The organism is Micromonospora sp. NPDC049201 (assembly GCF_055586805.1).
Genome location: NZ_JBVJHM010000004.1, coordinates 527,746 through 548,120 on the forward strand (window position 1 = coordinate 527,746; position 20,375 = coordinate 548,120).

The 20,375-nt window shown below is 74.4% G+C and carries 15 protein-coding genes; 8 read left to right on the plus strand and 7 right to left on the minus strand.

What is annotated here, in order from left to right; all coding sequences use genetic code 11:
- Positions 1–85: 85 nt before the first annotated feature.
- Positions 86–1,513 (minus strand): UDP-glucose dehydrogenase family protein, encoded by a 1,428-nt coding sequence (locus tag ACZ6O5_RS12425; protein WP_425785826.1) that lies wholly within the window; start codon positions 1,511–1,513, stop codon positions 86–88.
- Positions 1,514–1,758: 245 nt separating this feature from the next.
- Here ACZ6O5_RS12425 and ACZ6O5_RS12430 point away from each other — a divergent pair, with 245 nt between their 5' ends.
- Positions 1,759–2,922, plus strand: a complete 1,164-nt coding sequence (locus ACZ6O5_RS12430; protein ID WP_465976622.1) for an acyl-CoA dehydrogenase family protein — start codon at positions 1,759–1,761, stop codon at positions 2,920–2,922.
- Here ACZ6O5_RS12430 and ACZ6O5_RS12435 read toward each other — a convergent pair.
- Positions 2,912–4,300, minus strand: a complete 1,389-nt coding sequence (locus tag ACZ6O5_RS12435) for an aKG-HExxH-type peptide beta-hydroxylase (protein WP_465976624.1) — start codon at positions 4,298–4,300, stop codon at positions 2,912–2,914. The genes ACZ6O5_RS12430 and ACZ6O5_RS12435 overlap by 11 nt on opposite strands.
- A gap of 135 nt (positions 4,301–4,435) precedes the next feature.
- Between ACZ6O5_RS12435 and ACZ6O5_RS12440 the strand changes: the two genes are divergently transcribed.
- From ACZ6O5_RS12440 to ACZ6O5_RS12455, 4 genes are read left to right on the plus strand one after another with little or no spacing between them, the layout of a single operon-like run.
- Positions 4,436–4,681, plus strand: coding sequence for a hypothetical protein (locus ACZ6O5_RS12440; protein WP_465976625.1), 246 nt, complete (start codon positions 4,436–4,438; stop codon positions 4,679–4,681).
- Positions 4,678–8,514: an FxSxx-COOH system tetratricopeptide repeat protein gene (gene fxsT, locus ACZ6O5_RS12445; protein ID WP_465976627.1), complete on the plus strand. Its 3,837-nt coding sequence runs from the start codon at positions 4,678–4,680 to the stop codon at positions 8,512–8,514. Before ACZ6O5_RS12440 ends, fxsT begins: the two co-directional genes overlap by 4 nt.
- Positions 8,511–9,530, plus strand: coding sequence for a hypothetical protein (locus ACZ6O5_RS12450; protein ID WP_465976629.1), 1,020 nt, complete (start codon positions 8,511–8,513; stop codon positions 9,528–9,530). Before fxsT ends, ACZ6O5_RS12450 begins: the two co-directional genes overlap by 4 nt.
- Complete coding sequence (locus ACZ6O5_RS12455; RefSeq protein ID WP_465976631.1) at positions 9,527–10,753, plus strand: hypothetical protein; 1,227 nt, start codon at positions 9,527–9,529, stop codon at positions 10,751–10,753. The genes ACZ6O5_RS12450 and ACZ6O5_RS12455 overlap by 4 nt, the downstream gene beginning before the upstream one ends.
- Here the strand turns inward: ACZ6O5_RS12455 and ACZ6O5_RS12460 are convergent.
- The 4 genes from ACZ6O5_RS12460 to ACZ6O5_RS12475 all read right to left on the minus strand — a co-directional run bounded on the left by ACZ6O5_RS12460 (position 10,698) and on the right by ACZ6O5_RS12475 (position 15,521).
- The gene (locus ACZ6O5_RS12460) at positions 10,698–12,959 is read right to left on the minus strand and encodes an AAA family ATPase (RefSeq protein WP_465976633.1); all 2,262 of its coding nucleotides are present in this window, start codon (positions 12,957–12,959) and stop codon (positions 10,698–10,700) included. The genes ACZ6O5_RS12455 and ACZ6O5_RS12460 overlap by 56 nt on opposite strands.
- Positions 12,959–13,816, minus strand: coding sequence for a tetraspanin family protein (locus ACZ6O5_RS12465; protein ID WP_465976635.1), 858 nt, complete (start codon positions 13,814–13,816; stop codon positions 12,959–12,961). Before ACZ6O5_RS12465 ends, ACZ6O5_RS12460 begins: the two co-directional genes overlap by 1 nt.
- A 68-nt stretch (positions 13,817–13,884) precedes the next feature.
- A complete protein-coding gene (locus ACZ6O5_RS12470; RefSeq protein ID WP_465976637.1) occupies positions 13,885–14,724 on the minus strand; it encodes a hypothetical protein in 840 nt (279 codons plus the stop codon).
- 137 nt (positions 14,725–14,861) lie between these two features.
- A complete protein-coding gene (locus ACZ6O5_RS12475; protein WP_396777163.1) occupies positions 14,862–15,521 on the minus strand; it encodes a hypothetical protein in 660 nt (219 codons plus the stop codon).
- 23 nt (positions 15,522–15,544) lie between these two features.
- Here ACZ6O5_RS12475 and ACZ6O5_RS12480 point away from each other — a divergent pair, with 23 nt between their 5' ends.
- On the plus strand, positions 15,545–16,078 hold the full coding sequence (locus tag ACZ6O5_RS12480; RefSeq protein WP_281944081.1) for an acyl-CoA thioesterase: 534 nt from the start codon (positions 15,545–15,547) through the stop codon (positions 16,076–16,078).
- 181 nt (positions 16,079–16,259) lie between these two features.
- Complete coding sequence (locus ACZ6O5_RS12485; RefSeq protein WP_465976639.1) at positions 16,260–18,227, plus strand: acetoacetate--CoA ligase; 1,968 nt, start codon at positions 16,260–16,262, stop codon at positions 18,225–18,227.
- A gap of 128 nt (positions 18,228–18,355) precedes the next feature.
- On the opposite strand, the gene ACZ6O5_RS12490 is transcribed toward ACZ6O5_RS12485, so the two are convergent.
- Positions 18,356–19,045, minus strand: a complete 690-nt coding sequence (locus ACZ6O5_RS12490; protein WP_465976641.1) for a TIGR03089 family protein — start codon at positions 19,043–19,045, stop codon at positions 18,356–18,358.
- Between the two features lie 150 nt (positions 19,046–19,195).
- Between ACZ6O5_RS12490 and ACZ6O5_RS12495 the strand changes: the two genes are divergently transcribed.
- Positions 19,196–20,341, plus strand: coding sequence for a glycosyltransferase family 4 protein (locus ACZ6O5_RS12495; RefSeq protein ID WP_465976643.1), 1,146 nt, complete (start codon positions 19,196–19,198; stop codon positions 20,339–20,341).
- The last annotated feature ends 34 nt before the right edge of the window (positions 20,342–20,375 follow it).

The following is a 20,375-nucleotide window of genomic DNA, read 5'->3' on the forward strand; positions in this document are numbered from 1 at the left end:
ACAGTTGCCGGCGCGTTCCGGACAACAAAAAGGACCGGCCGGCCGGGGAGGCTGCTCCCCGGCCGGCCGGTCCGGCGTCGATCGGTCAGGGACGGCCCAGGCCGCGGTACTCCCAGCCGGCCTGCGTCCACAGTGTCGAATCGAGGCAGTTGCGCCCGTCGACGACCCGCCGACCGTTGGCCAGCTCGCCCAGGGCCACCGGGTCGGCGTTGCGGAACTCGGCCCACTCGGTGAGCACGCAGACCAGGTCGGCGCCCTGGACGGCGTCGTTCATGGTCTCCTCGTAGGCCAGGCCGGGCACCGCGCGGCGCGCGTTCTCGATTCCCTGCGGGTCGAAGACGTGCACGTCGGCGCCGGCCTTGCCGAGCAGCGCGGCCACCGCGAGGGCGGGGGCGTCGCGTACGTCGTCGGTGTTGGGCTTGAAGGTCGCGCCGAGCACCGCGATCCGGGTGCCGGAGAGGTCCGGGCCGGCCGGGCCGGAGCGGCGGTTGAGCAGCTCGGCGGCGAGCTGCACCACCCGGGTACGCCGACGCAGGTTGATCAGGTCCACCTCGTGCAGGAAGCGGAGCGCCTCGCCGGCGCCGAGCTCCTGGGCGCGGGCCTGGAAGGCGCGGATGTCCTTGGGCAGGCACGCGCCGCCGAAGCCGAGGCCGGCCTGGAGGAAGCGGTTGCCGATCCGTGGGTCGTACCCGATGGAGCGGGCGAGCTGGGTGACGTCACCGCCGGCGGCCTCGCAGACCTCGGCCATCGCGTTGATGAAGGAGATCTTGGTGGCCAGGAACGCGTTGGCGGCGACCTTGACCAGCTCGGCGGTGGCGAAGTCGGTGACCACCAGCGGGACCTCGCGGTCCTCGGTGGCGGCCAGGTCGAAGACGCCCTTGTGGGCCGCGAAGAGCATGCCGTTGGCCCACTCGCTCTTGACGCCGACCACGATCCGGTTGGGGCGCAGCACGTCGTCGACGGCGAAGCCCTCCTGGAGGAACTCCGGGCTCCACGCCACCTCGACGCCCAGGTCGGCCGGCGAGTGCTTGCCGACGAGCTGCTCCACCCACTCGGCGGTGCCCACCGGCACGGTGGACTTGCCGACGATCAGCGCCTTACGGGTCAGGTGCTGGGCGAGGCTGGTCACGGACGCCTCGACGTACGACAGGTCGGCGCCCATGCCGTCGGCGCGCTGCGGGGTGCCGACGCAGATGAAGTGCACGTCGCCGAAGTCGGCGGTCTCCTGGATGTCGGTGCTGAACCGCAGTCGGCCGGCGGCCAGGTTGCGCCGGAGCAGCTCGTCGAGGCCGGGCTCGTGGATCGGCACCTCGCCGGCGTTCAGTTTGGCGATCTTGTCGGCGTCGACGTCGAAGCCGAGCACCTCGTAGCCCAGCTCGGCGTAGCAGATGGCGTACGTCGCACCGAGGTAACCGGTGCCGAGGAAGGTCACCCGGGGCCGGGCCGCGCCGGACGGCGGGGTCACCGCGGCGATGGCGGGCATCGGCTGGGAGTTCGGGTACGGGATCGTCACGCCTGTCTTCTCCGCTCGCACTGGCGGCGCATCCTCGCGTCGCATTCGGCTGGGCGCCTAGGCCGGGCACCGAGGGAAACTGATTCTGGTGTGAGGGTAGTGGGTCGGGCTGCCACCGCCCGGGCGCGAGCCTACCCGCCGGTAAGGGCCGGTCGAGGCCCGGTGGCTATTCTTCAGTCTGCGGCAGTCGGCGGCCCTCGGGCGGCCCGGACTGCGCATGATAGCGGTGAAAGGGGAGGGCCGACATGGCCGCAGAGCAGTCGTTCGACGTCTACCGGTTGCCGGAGGAGCACGAGGCGATCCGGGAGGCGGTCCGTGAGGTCTGTGCGGCCAAGGTGGCGCCGCACGCCGCTGAGGCGGACGAGACAGGTGAGTTCCCGAAGGCGTCCTACGACGCGCTGCGGGCGGCCGACTTCCACGCCCCGCACGTCCCGGTGGAGTACGGCGGCGCCGGCGCGGACGCGCTGGCCACGGCCATCGTGATCGAGGAGGTGGCGCGGGCGTGCGCCTCGTCCTCGCTGATCCCGGCCGTCAACAAGCTGGGCACCATGCCGCTGTTGCTGGCCGGCTCCGAGGAGCTGAAGCGCCGGTACCTGACGCCGGTGGCCTCGGGTGACGCGATGTTCTCCTACTGCCTCTCCGAGCCGGAGGCGGGCAGTGACGCGGCGTCGATGACCACCCGGGCGGTGCGTGACGGTGACCACTGGGTGCTCAACGGCGTGAAGCGGTGGATCACCAACGCGGGCGTCTCCGAGTACTACACCGTCTTCGCGGTGACCGACGCCACGGCCCGGTCGCGGGGCATCTCGGCGTTCGTGGTGGAGAAGTCCGACCCGGGGGTGAGCTTCGGCGCCCCGGAGAAGAAGCTCGGCATCAAGGGCTCACCGACCCGCGAGGTCTACTTCGACAACGTCCGGATCCCGGCCGACCGGATGATCGGCGCCGAGGGCACCGGCTTCGCCACCGCGATGAAGACGCTCGACCACACCCGGGTCACCATCGCCGCCCAGGCGGTCGGCATCGCCCAGGGCGCGCTCGACTACGCCAAGGGCTACATCCAGGAGCGCAAGCAGTTCGGCAAGGCGATCGCCGAGTTCCAGGGCATCCAGTTCATGCTCGCCGACATGGGCATGAAGCTGGAGGCGGCCCGGCAGCTCACGTACGCCGCCGCCGGCAAGTCCGAGCGGGGCGACGCGGACCTGACCTACTTCGGCGCGGCCGCCAAGTGCTTCGCCTCGGACGCCGCGATGGAGATCACCACCGACGCGGTCCAGTTGCTCGGCGGCTACGGCTACACCCGGGACTACCCGCTCGAGCGGATGATGCGGGACGCCAAGATCACTCAGATCTACGAGGGCACCAACCAGGTGCAGCGCATCGTCATGGCCCGCCAGCTCCTCAAGGGCTGACCGGCGGGGCCGGGCGGGGCCGTCGGCGTCGCCCGGCCCGGCCCGTGCCGATCGGCCCGGCCCGCCGGCCGGACCAGCCGTCGACCACGTCGTCGAGCTGGTCGACGAGCAGCCGTCCGTACCCGGTCAGCCCGTCGGCGGTCCGGAGCAGGTCGGCCACCTCGCGGCAGGCGTCCCGGAGCCGGGCGAACTCGGCGTGCGCCAGGTGGCGGCCGGTGGTCGTACCGAAGCGTCGTTCCCGACGCCAGAACTCGCCGACCGCCACGTGGGCGTAGAGGCCCTGCACGAGCGCCGGCAGCGGACGGGCGCCGACCCGCCACGGCACCGGGTGACGGGCCGGCTCCGCCGCCTCGACGAGCGGGAAGAGGTGGTCCAGGGCGGCCAGCTTGTTGTGCGCCAGCTCGTGCACGAGGGCCGCGGCGATCGGGCCGGCCGCCCCGGGGCCGTCGGACAGGGCGACGCACCCCACCGCGGCGGGGAACGTGCCGCTGATCAGCGGGGCGGTCAGCTCGTCGGGTGTGCCCCCGCTGGTCACCGCCGCCCACGGCCGGCCGGCCGCGTCCCGGGCCAGCGGCATCACCATGGAGATCGCCTCGGTCAGCTCGGTGGCGGCCCGGCGGTGCCGGGTGGCCAGCAGCCGCCAGCCCGGGGACAGCCGGGCCGCCCAGCGGGCGGCCCGGACCGCGTCGACAGGTGCGACGGCGGCCGGGCGGGCCAGCGACCGGAGATCGTCCAGGTGCAGCCGGGGGCCGTGCCCGTCGGCCCGGAGCCGGGGCACCGGGTGCCAGGCCGGCGCCGGGCCGCCGCCCGCCGTCCCGGTCGTCCGGGGACACAGCCCCGGGCCGGTCACCGGCACGCCGTCGAGCGTCAGCGTGCGGCGCGCCCCGTCCACGGTCAGCTCCGCCAGCCCGGCCCCGCCGCCGGGGCCGCGGTGGACCCGGCCCAGGCCGGGCAGCGCCACCGTCACCGCGCCGGAGGGGCTTGTCGGGAAGCTGACACGGGCCCGCCCGCCGGCCCGCATCGCCGCCGCGGCCACCACCGCGCCCAGTGTCGCCGGATCGTCGGCGGACCCCCGGTCGCCGTGCCCCAGGGCCCGCAGCGTGCCCGCCGCCCAGACGCTCACGGTGGGGTAGCCGAGCACCACGCGGGTGGGCCCGGGAGCCGACCGCCGCAGCTCGCCGAGGAGCTGCCAGGCGTCGTTGACCAGCGGCGCGTGCGGGTGTCCGAGGTCCGTGGCGAGCACCACTGCCGAGCGCAGCGCGAGCAGGTTCCGACTCACCGGCACCGCGAGCAACCGCCGGACCACCTCCCCGCCGCCACCGCCCCGGGCGAGCGCCCGGAACGTGCCGACGGGCATCTCGTACCGGCCCGTCCGCACGCGCGGCCTCCCCAGACCAGTCGGCGGCCCACCGCGACGACGGTGGACATCGATGAAGGCTACGATATGTTACTGCCGGAACGCTGGCTGTGCGTGCGGAGTGGTGGTGTCGATGGATCGAAGGTTGGGCCGGAGATGTCGGAACGGGTGAGCGGTGGCGACCGGCCACTGATATCCCAACTGCTCGATGTGGCGGAACTCGACCCGGCCGACCTCGACGCCATCCCGCGCCGGCAGTTGCACCGGTCCCTGCGGCGGCTGATCGACGAGAGCGGCGACCCGACCGCCGAGTTCCTCTGGTTCGGCAACCAGGCCGACAATCCGGGCGCGCGGCGGCGGTGGACGACGTCCGGCACCGGGTCCGACGGGGGGACGGCATGACGATCGACGGGTTTCCGGACGCCCCGGCGCGCGGCACGTCCGCGTCCCGGCCCGAGCCGGGGGCGACCGAGACCAGGGTGACCGCCTTCGTCGCCGCGGAGAGCCTGACCGGGCGCACCAACGTGACAAGCAACGTGGCCTGGCTGCTGGCGCGCGCCGGCCGCCGGGTGCTCGTGGTGGACGCCGGCCGGGGGGCGGTCCGGGTGCACGAGCACCTCAGCCCCTTCTACAGCGGGGAGTCGCCCCTCACCGACCACCTGCCGCGCGGGCTGACCGACCTGATGTTCGCGCTGCCCGGGTTCGCCACCGGGCAGCCCACCCTGCGGCGCTACGCCGCCCCCGCCGGTCACCTCGACGTGGTGTGGGTGCCCGAGTCGGCGACCTGGCCGCCGGTGACCGACATCGGCGGTGGGCTGGGCGGCACGATCCGCAGTGAACTGCGCCGGCAGTTGCGGTTCATCGAGTACGACGACGTCCTGCTCGACCCCGCCGACTTCTCCGAGACGGTCGCCCAGTGGCTGGCCGTCCTCTGCGACGCGCTCGTCGTCTGCTTCCCCTACCGGGCACCCCGGCTCGCCGACGCCGCCGCCGTGGCCCGCCAGGTGCACCGCGGCGCTCCCGCCGGGATCCGGATCATCGCCGCCACCACGCAGTCGGCCCCCGCCGACGCGGTGGCCGCCCGCCGGCACGCCGACGAGGTGGCGTCGAGCTTCCGCGGCGCCCTGGACGAGCCGGCGGTGGGCGTCGACTTCTGGCAGGTCGCCATCCCCGGCGGCCCGGAGGGCCAACCGCTCGCCCCGCTGCTGGAGGAGTCCCCGCACCGCGCGTCGGTGCTGGCGGCGTACGGCCAGTTGCTGAGTCTGGTGACGCAGGGTGAGCTGGACCGGGCCGAGCCGGAGGCGGAGCCGGTCCGGGCGCGCTACCGGTTCGGGCTCAGCCGGCCGCTCGCCGAGAACGTCGGCGAGCTGTTCGTGGCCACCCCGGAACGGCAGCGGCCGTGGGCCGACTGGCTGAGCGCCGAGCTGACCGAACTCGACATCCGGGTCCGGCCCTGGCGCCCACGCGGTCCGGCCCCCGACGGGCCGGCCACCGTGCTGGCGGTCGCCCCGGACCCCACCGCGCAGCGGGCGGGCGGGCCCGGCGTCGAGGACGACGACGAGGCGTGGCTCGACGCGCTGACCGGGGAGGTGGCGGCGCGGCCCGGCACGGAGCTGCTGGTACTGCGTACCGTCCCGGCCGGTCCACCCCCGGCCGGTCGACCGGTGGACCTCTTCGACTGCGACGAGCCGGAGGCACGCCGACGCCTGCGCGCCGCGCTGGGCCTGGCCGCGCTCAAACCCTCGCCGCTGGACCGGCCCTGGCGGGTGGGCTTCCCGGGCCGGGACGACCAGTCCCGCAAGACGTTCGGCCTGCCCGACCGGCCGCGGCTGTTCGTCGGCCGGGACCGGGAGCTGAGCGAGCTGCGCGACGCGCTGCTGGCGAACCCGGGCGGCCAACCGGTGTGGGTACGCGGCCCGCTGGCCGCCGGCAAGAGCACGCTGGCCCGCGAGTACGTGGCCCGGTTCCTCCGCGACTACCGCCTGGTCGTCTGGATCCCGGCGGGCAGCCGGCACGCGGTGCGTACCGCGCTGGCGGCGCTCGCCGACGCGCTCGGGGTCGAGCCGAGCGGCAACGCCGTCCACGAGATGCTCGCCGAGCTGCGCAAGCGCGGCGACCAGTGGCTGCTGGTCTACGACGGGGTCGGTGACCCGGCGGACCTGGTCGGGCTGCTGCCCTCCGGCCGCGGGCACGTCGTGGTCACCGGCGGCACCGGGGACCAGCCGGTCTACGGCCCCTCGGTGGCCGTCGACGGGCTGCGCCGCGACGACGCGATCGGGCTGCTCATCCGGCAGGTGCCCGGGTTGTCCGCCGCCCCGGCCGCCGCGGTCGTCGACGGGGTGGGCACGTTCCCGCTGGACCTGCGGCTGGCGTCGGGGCTGCTGGGCCAGGCCGGCATCCTGCTCGACAAGCGGGAGGCGGTCACCGGGTCGCGTGGCCCGGACGCGGCGGTGCCGGCCTTCCTGGAGGCGATCCGGCCCACCGGCGACGGGGCGTCCCCCACCCGGCGGATCGTCCGGGTGGCGTTGCGGCTGATGGACGAGGAGTTCAGCGGCCGGGTCGCGGTGATGCTGACGGAGATGTACGCCTTCGCCGCGCCGATCGGCATGTCGCTCGCGCTGGTCCAGTCCCGGCGGATGCGCGGGCAGGTCGCCGCCGACCTGACCGACGAGGACGCGGCCCTGCTGCGCGCCGACGGGTGGGAGATGGACCGGGCGCTGGCGCTGGGGATGCGGTTCCGGCTGTTCGACGTCGCCTGGGGCCGCGACGGGGCGGTCCGGATGCACCCCGCCGTGCAGGCCACCGTGCTGGCCGGCATGACCGCCGGGAAGCACGCCGCGCGCCGCGGGCGGTTCCTGCTCGCCCTGGCCGGGGCGGCGCCCCGGACCATCGCGGCGGCCTCCGAGCTGCGGCACGAGCTGCACCAGCACCTGCTCAGCTCCGGCGCGCTCGACGCGGACGGCCCGGACGACGTCCGCCGGCTGGTGGTCGAGCAGCTCGAACACCTCATCGCCCGGGGCGAGGACGAGGCCGCCGAGGCGCACCGGCTCTGGCGGCCGGTGCTGGACCGCTGGCTGGCCGCGTACGGCTGGCAGGACCGGATCACGCTGCGGTTGGCGACCCGCCTCGCCGACGTCACCCGGTCCCTGGGCCACAGCGACGAGTCGTTGACGCTCAGCCGGCAGGTGCTGCGGGAGAGCACGGTCCTGCTCGGTCACGACCATCCGCGGGTCCTCGTCACCCGCCGGGGTCTCGCCGGTGACCTGCGCGGGCTCGGCCGGTTCCGGCCGGCGCTCATCGAGGACCAGGCCACCTGGCGGGGCTTCCGGGACCAGTTCGGCAACTCCCACCCGGAGACGCTGGTCGCGGCGCACAACCTGGCCCAGTCGTACTACCTGGCCGGGCGCACCGACGAGGCGGTCCGGGTGGCCCGGGAGACGCTGGCCCGCCGCCGGCGGCTCTTCGCCGACGACCATCCCGACACCCTGGAACTCGCCGGCGACCTCGGTCGCTACCTGGGCGACCTGGGCGACCTCGCCAGCGCGCGGAAGCTGCTCCAGGAGGCGTACCAGGAGCGGTTGCCGGCCGGCCGCAACGGCGAGGAGGACACGCTGCTGCTGCGGATCATCCGCCACCTGGCGGTCATCGCCCGCCGGCAGGAGGAACTCACCCGGGCCAAGGAACTGAACAGCCGCGCCTACCTGGCGTTGCGACGGCTGCTCAGCGAGGACAATCCGCGTACCCAGTCCTGCCGGCTCAGTCTCGCCGTCGACTACCACCTGGGCGGGGAGAGCGAACACGCGGTGCGGCTGGCGGACGAGAGCCTCGCCGGCTACCGGCGCGACCTCCCGCCCGAGCATCCGTTCACCCAGGTCTGCCTGAGCCTGCGCGGGGTGCTGCTGCGCGGCATCGGCGACCTCGACGGCGCGGTGTCCGCCGGGCGTCAGGCCGCCACCGGACTGGCGGCCACCCTCGGCGAGTCGCACCCGTGGACGCTCGGCGGTCAGGTCAACCTGGCCGGCAGCCTGGCGGCGGCGCAGCGGACCATTGAGGCGGAACGGTTGCTGCGCGGTGTCCTCGACGAGGGCCGCCACTTCCTCGGGCTCCAACACCCGTACCTGCGCGCCACCCGGCGGCTCCTGGCCGCGTTGGTGACCGACGGCGAGATCAGCGGTGGCATCCCGTACGGGCCCGCGAAGCTCGACTTCGTCGACATGGAGGTCCCGGCGACATGAGCGCCCCCATTCCCGCCGACGAGGCGGCCAAGCCGTCCGGTGTCGACGGGCGGATCGACGTGATGCTCGCCGACCACGTCCGGGAGCGGCCGGCCCTGGTGGACGCGTGCGAGCGGCTGATGCGGAGCGTGCCCGGGATGCTCCACCTCGCCCGGTACCGCACCGGGGTCTGCGACTTCGCCCTGGACGCCCCGGCGCCGGTGGCCGGCGCCCACGAGCTGGACGCCGACGAGCGGCAGCTCGTCGACCGGGACGTGGTGCACGCGATGACCACCCTGGGCGGGGTGTTGCGCCCGGCACGCAGCGGCGACCTGATCCGGGTGGTGCTGCACACCGCGCGGGGCGCGCTCTTCGCCCTGCAACTGAGCCGGGAACAGCACCTCGTCGGTGTGGTCCGGGCGGAGGATCCGGCGGACGGGCCGCCGCCCCGGCAGCCGACGATCCGGGCTGCCGACATCGGCCTGTCCCGGCTGGCCAACGCGGAGCACACGGCCGCCGGCGAGCAGCCCACCAACTACGGCGGCTGGCTCACCCCGGCCAGCACCGCGTCGGGACCGCCCGGCCCGTCCGGTCCGCCCGCCGCCGAGGCCCGGCCCCGGACCTGGGTACGCGACGAGTCGTACGCCGGGTTGGCGGCCCGCTGCGCCGGGCAGGTCCACGCCGAGGGCCTGCACTACGTGGCGGTGTGCCGGCCGGGCCGGCTGGAGGCCACCGCGGACGTGCTCGACGACCCGCGGCTGGACGGCTTCTTCGCGGACGCGTCCCCGGCCCGGCGGCGGGCCTTCTACGGCCACCTCGCCCAGCGGGTGGACGAGCTGCTGCGCGCCGTGGTGCGGTCCGCGCACCCGGCGATCGGCTCCCGGGTGCGCCGGCTGGTGCTCGACGTCGACCTGGGCGCGTTCTACTGCTATCCGGTGGGGCTGGACCGCTACCTGCTCGCCGTCACGCTCGACCAGGACCGGGTGGCGGAGGGGGACGAGAAGGCGGCGGTGTTCGGCGCCGAGCTGGCCGGGTGAGCGCGCCGCCGGGCGGGGCGGGGCCGGCTCCCGCCGACCGCCGGGCCCGGGTGGTCGAGGCGGTGCTGCCGTCGCTGCGCCGCAGCGCGCTGTTCGTGCTGGTCGCCGCCGCCGGTTGGGCGTTGGCGGCCGGGCGGGGCTGGACCGACGTCCACCGGTCCGCCGGTTACCTGACGGTGGCCACCGCGCTGCTGGCGGTCGGCCTGTTCGCCAGCACCCACGGCATCGACCTCGCGGCGGCCCGGCGGAACCTGCGGCTGGTGCTGCTGGCGGTCACCGTCGGCGTACTGGTCAAGGCGGCGCTGATCTCGGCGGTGATGTACCTCGCGTTCGGTCGGCCGGCGTTCCTGGTCCTCGGGGTGGCGGTCGCCCAGATCGACCCGTTGTCGTTCGCGGCGACCCGGTTGCGCTCCCGGATGTCCGGGCAGGCGCAGTCGATCCTGTCCGCGTGGGCGTCGTTCGACGACCCGGTCACCGTGCTGCTGACCGTGTACGCCGCCGCCTGGGTGGTCCCCGCGCTGCCCGGCGATCCGGCCGGCCCGACGACGGCGGAGCTGGGCGGGTTCACGCTCTCCCTGGCGCGGAACGCGCTGCTCGCCGCCGTGGCCGGGGTGGCCTGGTGGGGTACCCGGGCCCTGCACCGGCGGGCGGCCACCCGCGCCCGGTGGGTCGGCCGGGCGGTGACCGTCGGTGAGCTCGTGGTCCTGCTCGGGCTCGCGGCGCTGGCGGTCACCCAGTTCCTGCTGCTCGGGCTCGCCGTGGCCGGGCTGTTCTACCGCCCGCCGATCGGGCGGGTGCTCGACCTGCTGACCCGCTGGGCGTTCCTGGCCGCCACGTTCGCGCTCGGGCTGGTGCTGGTCGGTGGCGTGGACCCGGCACCGGGCGTGGTGCTGGGGCTGGCCGCCGTGGCGGCGCACGTGGTGGTGGCGTCCGTGATCTGTGCCCGGCTCCCCGCCGCCGACCGCCTCGACGTGCTGCTCGGCCAGCAGAACGGCATCACCGCCGTCATCCTGGCGCTGGTGCTGGAACGGCAGTTCGTCGGCACGGTCGCCGTGGTGGCGCCGGCGATCCTCGTCGTCAACCTGGTGCACGCGTTGACGAACGGCCTGCGTGAGGTGTCGGGCCGGGGTGGTCCGGGGACGGCCCCCGCCGGGCCGGCGCCGCCGGTCAGGCCGCGTCGTCGGTCAGGGCGGTCACCAGCTCCCGACGTACCCGCGCACTGAAGTCGGTCAGCACGTCGCTCGCCGTCTCCGGCCGGCGGACGTCGTCGTCCACGAGGTCCCGCGCGCCGCGGAGCTGCCGCACGGGCAGGTACTCGTGCACGGCGTCGAAGATCTGGCACATCTCGTTGAGCCGGTCCCACTGGTGGGTGGCGGGACCGTTGGGGCGCTGGCGGGCCGCACGGTACCACTCCGCCACGGCCAGCCCGAACGCCTCGACGAGCGCGTTCAGCAGCGCGGCGACCCCGACCGCCGACTGGACCTCCGGGGTCCGGACCCGGGCCCGGACCGCCTGCCGGGCGCCCCGGCCGCCCTCGTCCTCGACGAACGCCCGCCGGAACAGCACGCCGACCGGCGTCCGCAGGTCCACCACGGCGAAGGCGCGGTCGAACAGCTCGGTCACCGACGTCGGCAGATCGGCGAGGTCGTCGCCGTTGCGGCGGTCGCCGGGCGGGACCGGCCAGCGTTGCAGCTCGCGCAGTTCCCGGCGGATCGCGGCCTGGTGCTCGTCGTTCTGGGCCCGCAGGTCGCTGAGCGAGCCGGTGAGCAGGCCGAGCAGGTGCTGGGTGGCCGAGTGACGGCGGTTCAGCCGGGCCATGTGCGGTGCCAACGGCACCAGCGGCCCGTCGGCCGGGTAACGCTCCTTGATCCGCCCGGTCATCGACGTCACCTCGGCGGCGAGCTGGTCGGCGAACGACCGGGGGCGGTAGAGCAGCGGCTCCCGGCCGACGGCCTCGCGGATGCGGGGGAGGAAGCGCTCGGGCACCGGCTCCAGCACGACGAGCAGCAGTTCGCAGTCGTGGTACGCGTGGCTGATCCGGGCCCGGGTCTCCACCCGGGCGGCGTCGCTCTCCTCCAGCAGCGGCCCGGAGACCAGGATGCCGCAGCCGGCGTCGTCCCGACCGGCCGGGATCCAGTAGTCGACGCGGCTGTCCGGGTCGTCGATGGGGAAGTAGTCCGGCTGGGAGTTCTCGTGGCCGGTGCTCACCAGCACCCGCCGGATCTCGGCCAGGATGTTCTGCGCGCCGACGCCCCCGTACAGTTCGCGGGCCGCCTCCCGGACCATGCCGGCGGTGACCTGGCCGCCCTGGTCGCGGGCCCGGCGCCAGAGCCGGTGACAGAGCGAGATGATGCCCCGGGGGACGCCGTTGGCCAGCTCGACGAGCTGCCCGACGGTCGCCTCGCTGAACGGCTCCAGCCGGCCCCGCTGCCGCCGCAGCACGTAGTCGAGCACGTCGGCCGCGCTGAGCGGGGTCATCGTGATCTGCTCGCCGCTGCGGTCCCGCACGTCGCGGCGCAGCGTGCCGAGCAGGTCGGGCAGCCCGGCGAGCAGGAGGAACGTGTTGGAGGCGGCGAAGACCCGCAGCATCTCCTTGAACGCGTCGAGGGCTTCGTCCTCCCGCCGGCCGGCGGCGGTGAGTAGCTGGTCCAACTCGTCGATGACCAGGACGAACGGGTTCGGGCCGTAGCCGATCAGCAGCGCGAAGACGCCCATCGCCTGGAGCGCGGTGGCCTCGCTGCCGGTGAGCGTGCCGGTGATCCCCCGCTCGCGGAGCACGTCGGCCGGCGGCCGACCGGCGATCCACTCCCAGACCGGGTCCTCGAACCCGCCGCGCAGCAGCAGCGTCAGCGCGCGGGCGAACTCGGCGTTCTCGGTGACCTTACGCAGCCGGTCGCGCAACTGCCCGAGCAGTTGGCTCTCCATCATGTTGAACGTGTCCACCACGGCGACCGGGTCCAGGGTGCCGGCGAGCAGTTGCTCGGCCAGGGGTTCGGTGACCCGGGACCGGCGCAGCTCGACGGCGAGGATGTCGGCGTACAGGCCGCGGACACGCCGGTGCACCACCTCCCGGCGGTCGGCGAGCTTGTCGGCGAAGGTGCGGTACAGCGAGACGAACGTGTCCGGCGGGGCGGTCAGGTAGATCGACTGGAGGTCGCCGTCGAGGCGCTCGGTGGCGTGTCGGACCAGGTAGGACGCCAGGTGGGTCTTGCCGGTGCCGTAGTCGCCCACCACGGCGACCACCCGACCGGCCGGCGTCTGCGGAGCGTCGTGCAGCGCGTCGAGGTAGCCGTTCATCGCGTCGGTGGCCCGGCGGACCGCTGCGGTGGGAATGGTGTAGACGGTCGACCCGGTGTCGGCGACCTGCGCCACGGCGCTCGACGGATAGGGGTTCGCCTCGCCGATCGGGGCCGGGTCGTACGCGTCCATCAAGGCTGCTCCCTGAGGCGGCGGGCTTCTCTCATGAAGTGTCGGGCCAGATCCTGCCAGGTCACCTGGTTGGGTCGCTCATCTTGCACACGTAGTGTCTCGTACACGCCGAAGAGTAACCATTGCATCTCGCGGATCGTTGCCAATCTGCCGTCGTCTATGTACTCCTCCAGTGCGGTATCCGCCAGCGGAGGCAGCAGCCCGGGTCTCAGCCGGCCGAGCCGGTCGGCGGCGAAACGGGCCGCGTGCCGGTGGTCGAAGCCGTCGACCTCCAGGTGGACGGTGTTGCGACCCAGCACGTCCCGGTCCCGGCGGTCCAGCGCGCTGGTGGTCTCGGCGAAGAAGACCATCCGCCGGGGCGCCCGCGCGGCGTAGTAGTGCAGCTCCTCGATCAGCTCCACCGGCGGCAGCAGCACGATCAGCGCCTGGTCGGTGTCCAGGCCGCCGGGCAGGTTGCGGTACGCGTCGTCGGGCCGGTCGCGCATCTCGTACGCCAGGTTGTGGCGCAGCAGTTGCAGCTCGTTCAGCTTGTCGAGCAGCGCCCGGCAGGTGTGCTCCCGCCGGGTGGGGATCGGGTCGTTCTCGTGGGCCTCCTGGCGCAGGTTGACCACCTCCGCCCGCAGCGCGTCCCGGCCGAGCCGATCGCGCAGCCAGTGCGCGCAGCGGTTGACAAGCGCGGTCTTCCCGCACCCCCGCTCGCCCCGGACCAGCACCAGCCGCCCCTCGTGGTGCAGGTGGGCGACGTCGGCGAACCGTCCCTGACACTGCTCGAAGGACGCCTCGGTGTTGTCCACCGGGACGTAGTAGTTGACATGTTCGGCGTACCAGAGCGGGTTGAGCGGGTCGGTGCTGCCCAACCTGGGCACCGCGAACGGGTTCGGCGGATGACCCGGCGCCGGCGGCGGCGCGTCGGGCGGCTGGGGGTTCACCGTACGGCCGCCGGGGTGCGGCCCGGGACCAGCCCGGGATTCTCCACCGCCTGGGCCACCTGCTCCACCTGCGCCTCCAGCCGGCTCAGTTCCGTGCGTTGCCGGCGCACCCACTCGGCGCGCCGGGGATCGTCCGCCGCGCCACCGCGCGGCACGTCGTGCAGCGGGCCCGCGGACGAGTCGAGCGTGTCACCCAGCCGGCGGGCCAGCCGCCAACGCGGACGCGCGCCGGTCACCGTGTGCAGTCGGCTGGCCAGCTCGCGGCGCCGGGCCCGGAGGTCGTCCACCCCCGGGAACGGGCCCGGGGTGACCCGTTCCACGTGCGACAGCAGGGACTCGACGGCCAGCGCGTACTCCCGGGTCGCCGCGCGCAGCGCGTCCGCCTCCGTCCGCCGGGTGCCGGCGGTGGCCGACCGGCGGCTGAACCAGCCGGCCAGCGCGGCGCTGGCGGCGGCCAGCAGGATCGACGGGAGGAGGGTGGCCCAGGGCGACGGCGGCGGCGTGCCGGCGCCGGCCCGGTCCAACCGGGCGGCGGCCGTCAGCGCCCGGCAGGTGCGGTCGAAGTCGGCCCGCCGGTCGGCCTGCCACTGCTCCGGGCTGCCCTGGCGGCCGGACCAGCTCAGTTGCCCCTCGGCCGGGCCGGGGGTGGCGAGGCCGAGCGCGCGGGCGGCGTCCACCAGGCCCGGACGGTGGGTCGCCGACAGGCACCAGACCCGGGTGGCGTCGTCGACCGGGGGAGCGCCCCGGGTGGCCAGGCGGACGCCGGTGACCAGGAGCGCCGACGCCAGGACGACGGTGGCCACGCCGACGGCCCGTCGCGTCCTGACGGAAGGCATCGGCATAACGGCTGACTGTAGTGACAGTCACTCGTTCGTGGGTACCGCGGTCGGGGTCCGAGATCCGACTCGGCCGATGCGTCGCCGGCCCGCCGGAGGGGGTGGGCCGACCGGGGACCGGCGGCCCACCCGGGTGGTCAGCGGAGGTTGTCGGGGCTGTCCGGGCGGGTGCCGGCGCGCGGTGGCGCCGACCAGGGCGACTCGCCGCCGGTGCGGCGGGGCAGGGGTTCGGTGGGGGATTCGGGATAGGCCAGCGTGAGCGGGGCGGTGTCCGGGTCCTTCGCCGGGCCCGGCGCGGACCAGCCGGTGAGCGCGGGCTCGGGCTCGGCCGGAGCGCCGGCCGGGGTCAGCTCCGCCCCGGCTCCCTCCGGCGCGGGCCGGCGACGCCAGCGTCCACCGCTGAACACGGCCATCAGCAGCAGCAGGCCGATGAGGAACAGCGTGCCGTTGTCCAGCGGCTGGCGCAGCGGCAGCGGGTCGCCGAGCAGCTTCAGGTCGCCGGGGATCCGGTCCCGCACGGTGAAGGGCGCGACGAACAGCCCCACGTACGGGGCCGCGAGCAGCAGCCCCGCCACCAGCGGGCCGAGCGGCGAGAAACGCAGCGTGCCGAGCAGGCCGAGCAGGATGCCGGCGACGCCCAGGTAGACGGCCGGTTCGATCAGGTTGGGGGTGCTGTACGTACCGATCTCCACCCAGCGGTTGACGGTCCGCCCAGATCCGTCCTGACCGAGGGTGACGAGCACCCAGGTGACGGGTGCCACCACCAACCCGGCGAGGAAGCTCCAGAGATGTCGCATCCGCGCACCGTACCGTTTTCGGCATGACAGATCATCCTGCGGTCCCGTCGGGTAAGCCGACCTCGTACTCCCGCGTCACGCTGAGTCGCATCATGACCGCCGTCGATGTCAATCTGTACGGGACCGTGCACGGTGGGGTACTGATGAAGTTCGTCGACGACGTGGCCGGCGCGGCGGCGGCCCGGCACAGCGGCGGCACCGCGGTCACCGCCTCCATCGACGAGATCGTCTTCTCCGAGCCGGTCCGGGTGGGTGACCTCGTGCACGCCCACGCCCAGGTCAACTGGACCGGCAGCACCTCGATGGAGGTGGGGGTGCGGGTGGTCGCCGAACGCTGGGACTCGGCCGAGGACGAGCCGGTCCGGGTCGCCACCGCGTACCTGGTCTTCGTGGGTGTGGACGTCGGCGGCGCGCCCCGACCGGTCCGCCCGGTGCTGCCCGAGACGCCCGACGACGAGCGCCGCTTCCGGGAGGCGGAGATCCGGCGCGCCCACCGCCTGGCCCGCCGCCGCGCCATCCAACTCCACCGCGAGGTGAAAGGAGGGGCCCCCGCTTAACGCCTCCGGTAGAGGAAACGCCCCCGCTTGCCGCGCGGCCCACATGGGGTGGGGGTGCGGGGTGTGGGGTGGGCACGCCCCGTAGCCGGCACCGGGTGCGGAGAATGGCGGTACGAGGTAGGGCAAGATGGCGCCACGGCCCATGCACAGTGTCGTGCCGGGCCCCAGGGGAGGGTGGAACGTGTCTGACGTGCTGTGGACGCCCCCGGCCGACGTGCGCGAGCGGTCCCGGATCGGTGACTACCTGCGCTGGCTGGCCGAGCACCGCGGGCTGGAGTTCGCCGACTACGACGCGCTGTGGCAGTGGTCGGTGACCGAGCTGACCGGGTTCTGGTCCTCGATCTGGGACTACTTCGACGTCGTCGCGCACACCCCGCCGACCGCCACGCTCGCCGAGCGGGCCATGCCCGGCGCCCGTTGGTTCCCCGGCGCGACGCTCAACTACGCGGAGAACGTGCTGCGCATGCCGGGGCTCGGCGACGACGACCCGGCGGTTATCGCGCACGGGCAGACCCGCGCCCCGGAGACGCTGACCGCGGCGCAGTTGCGCGAGCGGGTCCGCCGGGTGGCCGCCGGCCTGCGCCGGCTCGGCGTCGGCCCCGGTGACCGGGTGGCCGCGTACGCGCCGAACATCCCGGAGACGTACGTCCTGCTGCTCGCCACCGCCAGCCTGGGCGCGATCTTCTCCTCCTGCGCGCCGGAGTTCGGCACCCGCAGCGTCACCGACCGCTGGCAGCAGATCGAGCCCACGGTGCTGGTCGCGGTGGACGGCTACCGGTACGGCGACAAGCCGATCGACAGGCGCGCCGAGGTGGCCGCGATCCGGGCCGCGCTGCCGTCGTTGCGGCACACCGTCGCCGTCGGGTACCTCGATCCGGCCGGCCCGGCCCCGGACGGCGCGATGACCTGGGCGGAGCTGGCGGCGGAGACCGACGAGCCGCTGGCCTTCGCCCCGGTCGCCTTCGACCACCCGCTGTACGTGCTGTACTCCTCCGGCACCACCGGCCTGCCGAAGCCGATCGTGCACGGCCACGGCGGCATCCTGCTGGAACACCTGAAGATGCTGGCGCTGCACCACGACCTGGGCCCGGCCGACCGGTTCTTCTGGTTCACCACCACCGGCTGGATGATGTGGAACTTCCTGGTCTCCGGGCCGGCGGTGGGCGCGGCGATCGTGTTGTTCGACGGCAATCCGGGCCATCCGGACCTGGGCGCGCTGTGGCGGCTGGCGGCGGAGACCGGCACCACCTACTTCGGCACCTCGGCCCCGTTCCTGCTGGCCTCCCGCAAGGCCGGGCTGGTGCCGCGGGAGATCGCCGACCTGTCCGCGCTGCGCGGCCTCGGCTCGACCGGCGCGCCGCTGCCCGCCGAGGGCTTCACCTGGGTGTACGAGAACGTCAGCGACCGCCTCCAGCTCCAGTCGCTCTCCGGCGGCACGGACGTCTGCACCGGGTTCGTCGGCGGCGTGCCGCTGCTGCCGGTGCACGCCGGTGAGATCGCCTGCCGGGCGCTCGGCGCGAAGGTGGAGGCCCGGTCCGCCGACGGGTCGGCGGTGGTCGGCCAGCTCGGCGAGCTGGTGATCACCGAGCCGATGCCGAGCATGCCGGTCGGGTTCTGGAACGACCCGGACGGCGCCCGCTACCGGGAGGCGTACTTCGAGGTCTATCCGGGGGTGTGGCGGCACGGCGACTGGATCACGGTGAACGAGCGCGGCGGCTGCGTCATCACCGGCCGCTCGGACGCCACGCTGAACCGGGGCGGCGTGCGCCTGGGCACGGCCGAGTTCTACTCCGTGGTGGAGGGGCTCGACGAGGTGGTCGACTCGGTGGTGGTGCACCTGGAGGACGACGAGGGCGGCGCGGGGGAGCTGCTGCTGTTCGTGGTGCTCGCGGACGGCCTGGAGCTGGACGACGCGATGCGGAAGAAGATCTGCCGCGAACTGCGGACCGCGCTGTCGCCCCGGCACGTGCCGGACGAGATCCACCAGGTCCGCGCGGTCCCGCGCACCCTGAGCGCGAAGAAGCTGGAGGTCCCGGTCAAGAAAATCCTGACCGGCACCCCGGTCGACTCGGCGGCGGCCAAGGGCGCCCTGGTCAACCCCGAGTCCCTCAACGCGTTCGCCGCCCTGGCCCAGCAGCGCGCCTCCTGACCCCCACCCACCCCACCCCGTCGATCTTGCACATTCCGCCCCGGCGAAAGGGATGAAAGCCCCGGAACGGGGGCCGAAACTGCAAGATCGGCGGGGAGGGGGAGGGGGGGAGGGGGAAGGGGGGCGGGTTAGGGGAGGGTGTGGGTGGTTCGTTCCGTCTCGGCGCGGGACGGCAGGTTGGTTGGGGTGGGGTGGGCGCAGGCGACCACCGTGGCGCCTGCCGTCAGCGGGGCCAGCAGCCAGTCGACCGGGTCGGGATGCCGGGTCACGTCGACCAGCAGGCGGTCGCCGGGAGCGAGGCCCAGCTCCGCGGCGCGGGCCTCCGCGCGGGCCAGCAGCGCCGCGTCCCCCGCGCCACCCGAGGGGTACGCGGTGAAGTGGTCGCCGTGCCCGCGTACCGCCGACACGAAGTCGGTGCAGCCGGCCGGCACCTGCCGCATCGGCAGCGCGAACGGGTCCAGCGCCAGCGCGTAACGCTCACCGGCCGGCCAGCGGGCCGCCTCGTCGACCCGGTCGACGGCGGTGAACAGCACCTCCACCGGGCCCGGCGTGTCGACCACGGTCAATGCCGCCGACCAGCAGCCGAGCAGCACCGCGGCGGTCTGCCAGTGCGGCGGCAGCAACACGCCGGCCATCTCGTCCGGTGCGGTGCCGACCTCGTCCACGAGCAGGTTGGCGGTCTTGGCCACCCAGTTCGCCAGCGTTGCGCCGGACAGCTCGGTGCGCTCGCCGGTGGCATCGTCGTACCAGGTCAGCAGCGGTCGGGTGGGGTCGGATGCGATCGCGTCGGCGAACATCCGGGCAATGTTGTCGGCCATCGGAGCGAACGATACGCGCCCGGACCGCGTACTCGATGACGGCGACAAGTCGGCGTACCGTCGGGTCGCAGTCAGCGTCGGACGGCCCGCGCGGCGTAGGCTTGCCGACAGTGTTCTTCCCCACAACCGTGCCACCTGAGGAGTCGCCCCGTGACCGCCGGTCGCCCGCCCCGCGTTCTCATCGACGCCACGAGTGTCCCCGCCGATCGCGGCGGCGTCGGTCGATACGTCGACGGCCTGCTCGGCGCGCTCGGCCGGGTCTGCGGCGACGGCGTCGACCTGGCGGTGGTGAGTCTCCGCACCGACCTGGAGCGCTACACCCGGATGCTGCCCGGGGCCGAGATCGTCCCGGCGCCGGCGGCGGTGGCGCACCGGCCCGCCCGGCTCGCCTGGGAGCAGACCGGCCTGCCGCTGCTGGCCCAGCAGGTCGGCGCGGAGGTGCTGCACTCGCCGTTCTACACCTGTCCGCTTCGGGCCGGGTGTCCGGTGACGGTCACCGTGCACGACGCGACGTTCTTCACCGAGCCGGAGCACTACGACAAGTCGCGCCGGACGTTCTTCCGCAGCGCGATCAAGACCTCGCTGCGTCGCGCCGCCCGGGTGATCGTGCCGAGCAAGGCCACCCGGGACGAGCTGATCCGGCTGCTGGACGCCGACCCGACCCGGATCGACGTCGCCTACCACGGTGTCGACCAGGCCGCCTTCCACGCGCCGGGCGACGAGGAGAAGGCCCGGGTCCGGGCCCGGCTGGGTCTCGGTGACAACAGCTACATCGCGTTCCTCGGCGCCAAGGAGCCGCGCAAGAACGTGCCCAACCTGATCCGCGGTTGGGCCCGGGCGGTGGCCGACCGGCCGAACCCGCCGGTGCTGGTGGTGGCCGGCGGCCAGGGGCACGACGACGACATCGATCGCGCGGTCGCCGAGGTCCCGTCGCACCTGCGGCTGCTGCGCCCCGGCTACCTGCGCTACGCCGACCTGCCCGGCTTCCTCGGCGGCGCGCTGGTCGCCGCCTACCCGTCCTACGGCGAGGGCTTCGGACTGCCGATCCTGGAGGCGATGGCGTGCGCCGCGCCGGTGCTCACCACGCCGCGGCTCTCCCTGCCCGAGGTGGGCGGCGACGCGGTGGCGTACACCAGCGAGGACCCGGATCAGATCGCCGCCGATCTGGCTGCCCTGCTCGACGACGAGCAGCGACGGCTGTCGCTGGCCAAGGCCGGTTTCGACAGGGCCAAGGAGTTCACCTGGGAGTCCAGCGCCGAGGTGCACATCGCCGCCTGGCGGCGGGCCCGCGCCTGACCGGCGGGCGGCGCGCCGCCTCATCCGCCGTGGC

Coding starts and splice junctions, on each gene's coding strand:
- ACZ6O5_RS12440 (WP_465976625.1), top strand. CDS start 4,436: ATGTCGGAACGGGTGAGCGGTGGCGACCGGCCACTGATATCCCAACTG.
- ACZ6O5_RS12470 (WP_465976637.1), bottom strand. CDS start 14,724: ATGCCTTCCGTCAGGACGCGACGGGCCGTCGGCGTGGCCACCGTCGTC.
- ACZ6O5_RS12475 (WP_396777163.1), bottom strand. CDS start 15,521: ATGCGACATCTCTGGAGCTTCCTCGCCGGGTTGGTGGTGGCACCCGTC.
- ACZ6O5_RS12430 (WP_465976622.1), top strand. CDS start 1,759: ATGGCCGCAGAGCAGTCGTTCGACGTCTACCGGTTGCCGGAGGAGCAC.
- ACZ6O5_RS12480 (WP_281944081.1), top strand. CDS start 15,545: ATGACAGATCATCCTGCGGTCCCGTCGGGTAAGCCGACCTCGTACTCC.
- ACZ6O5_RS12460 (WP_465976633.1), bottom strand. CDS start 12,959: ATGGACGCGTACGACCCGGCCCCGATCGGCGAGGCGAACCCCTATCCG.
- ACZ6O5_RS12490 (WP_465976641.1), bottom strand. CDS start 19,045: ATGGCCGACAACATTGCCCGGATGTTCGCCGACGCGATCGCATCCGAC.
- fxsT (WP_465976627.1), top strand. CDS start 4,678: ATGACGATCGACGGGTTTCCGGACGCCCCGGCGCGCGGCACGTCCGCG.
- ACZ6O5_RS12450 (WP_465976629.1), top strand. CDS start 8,511: ATGAGCGCCCCCATTCCCGCCGACGAGGCGGCCAAGCCGTCCGGTGTC.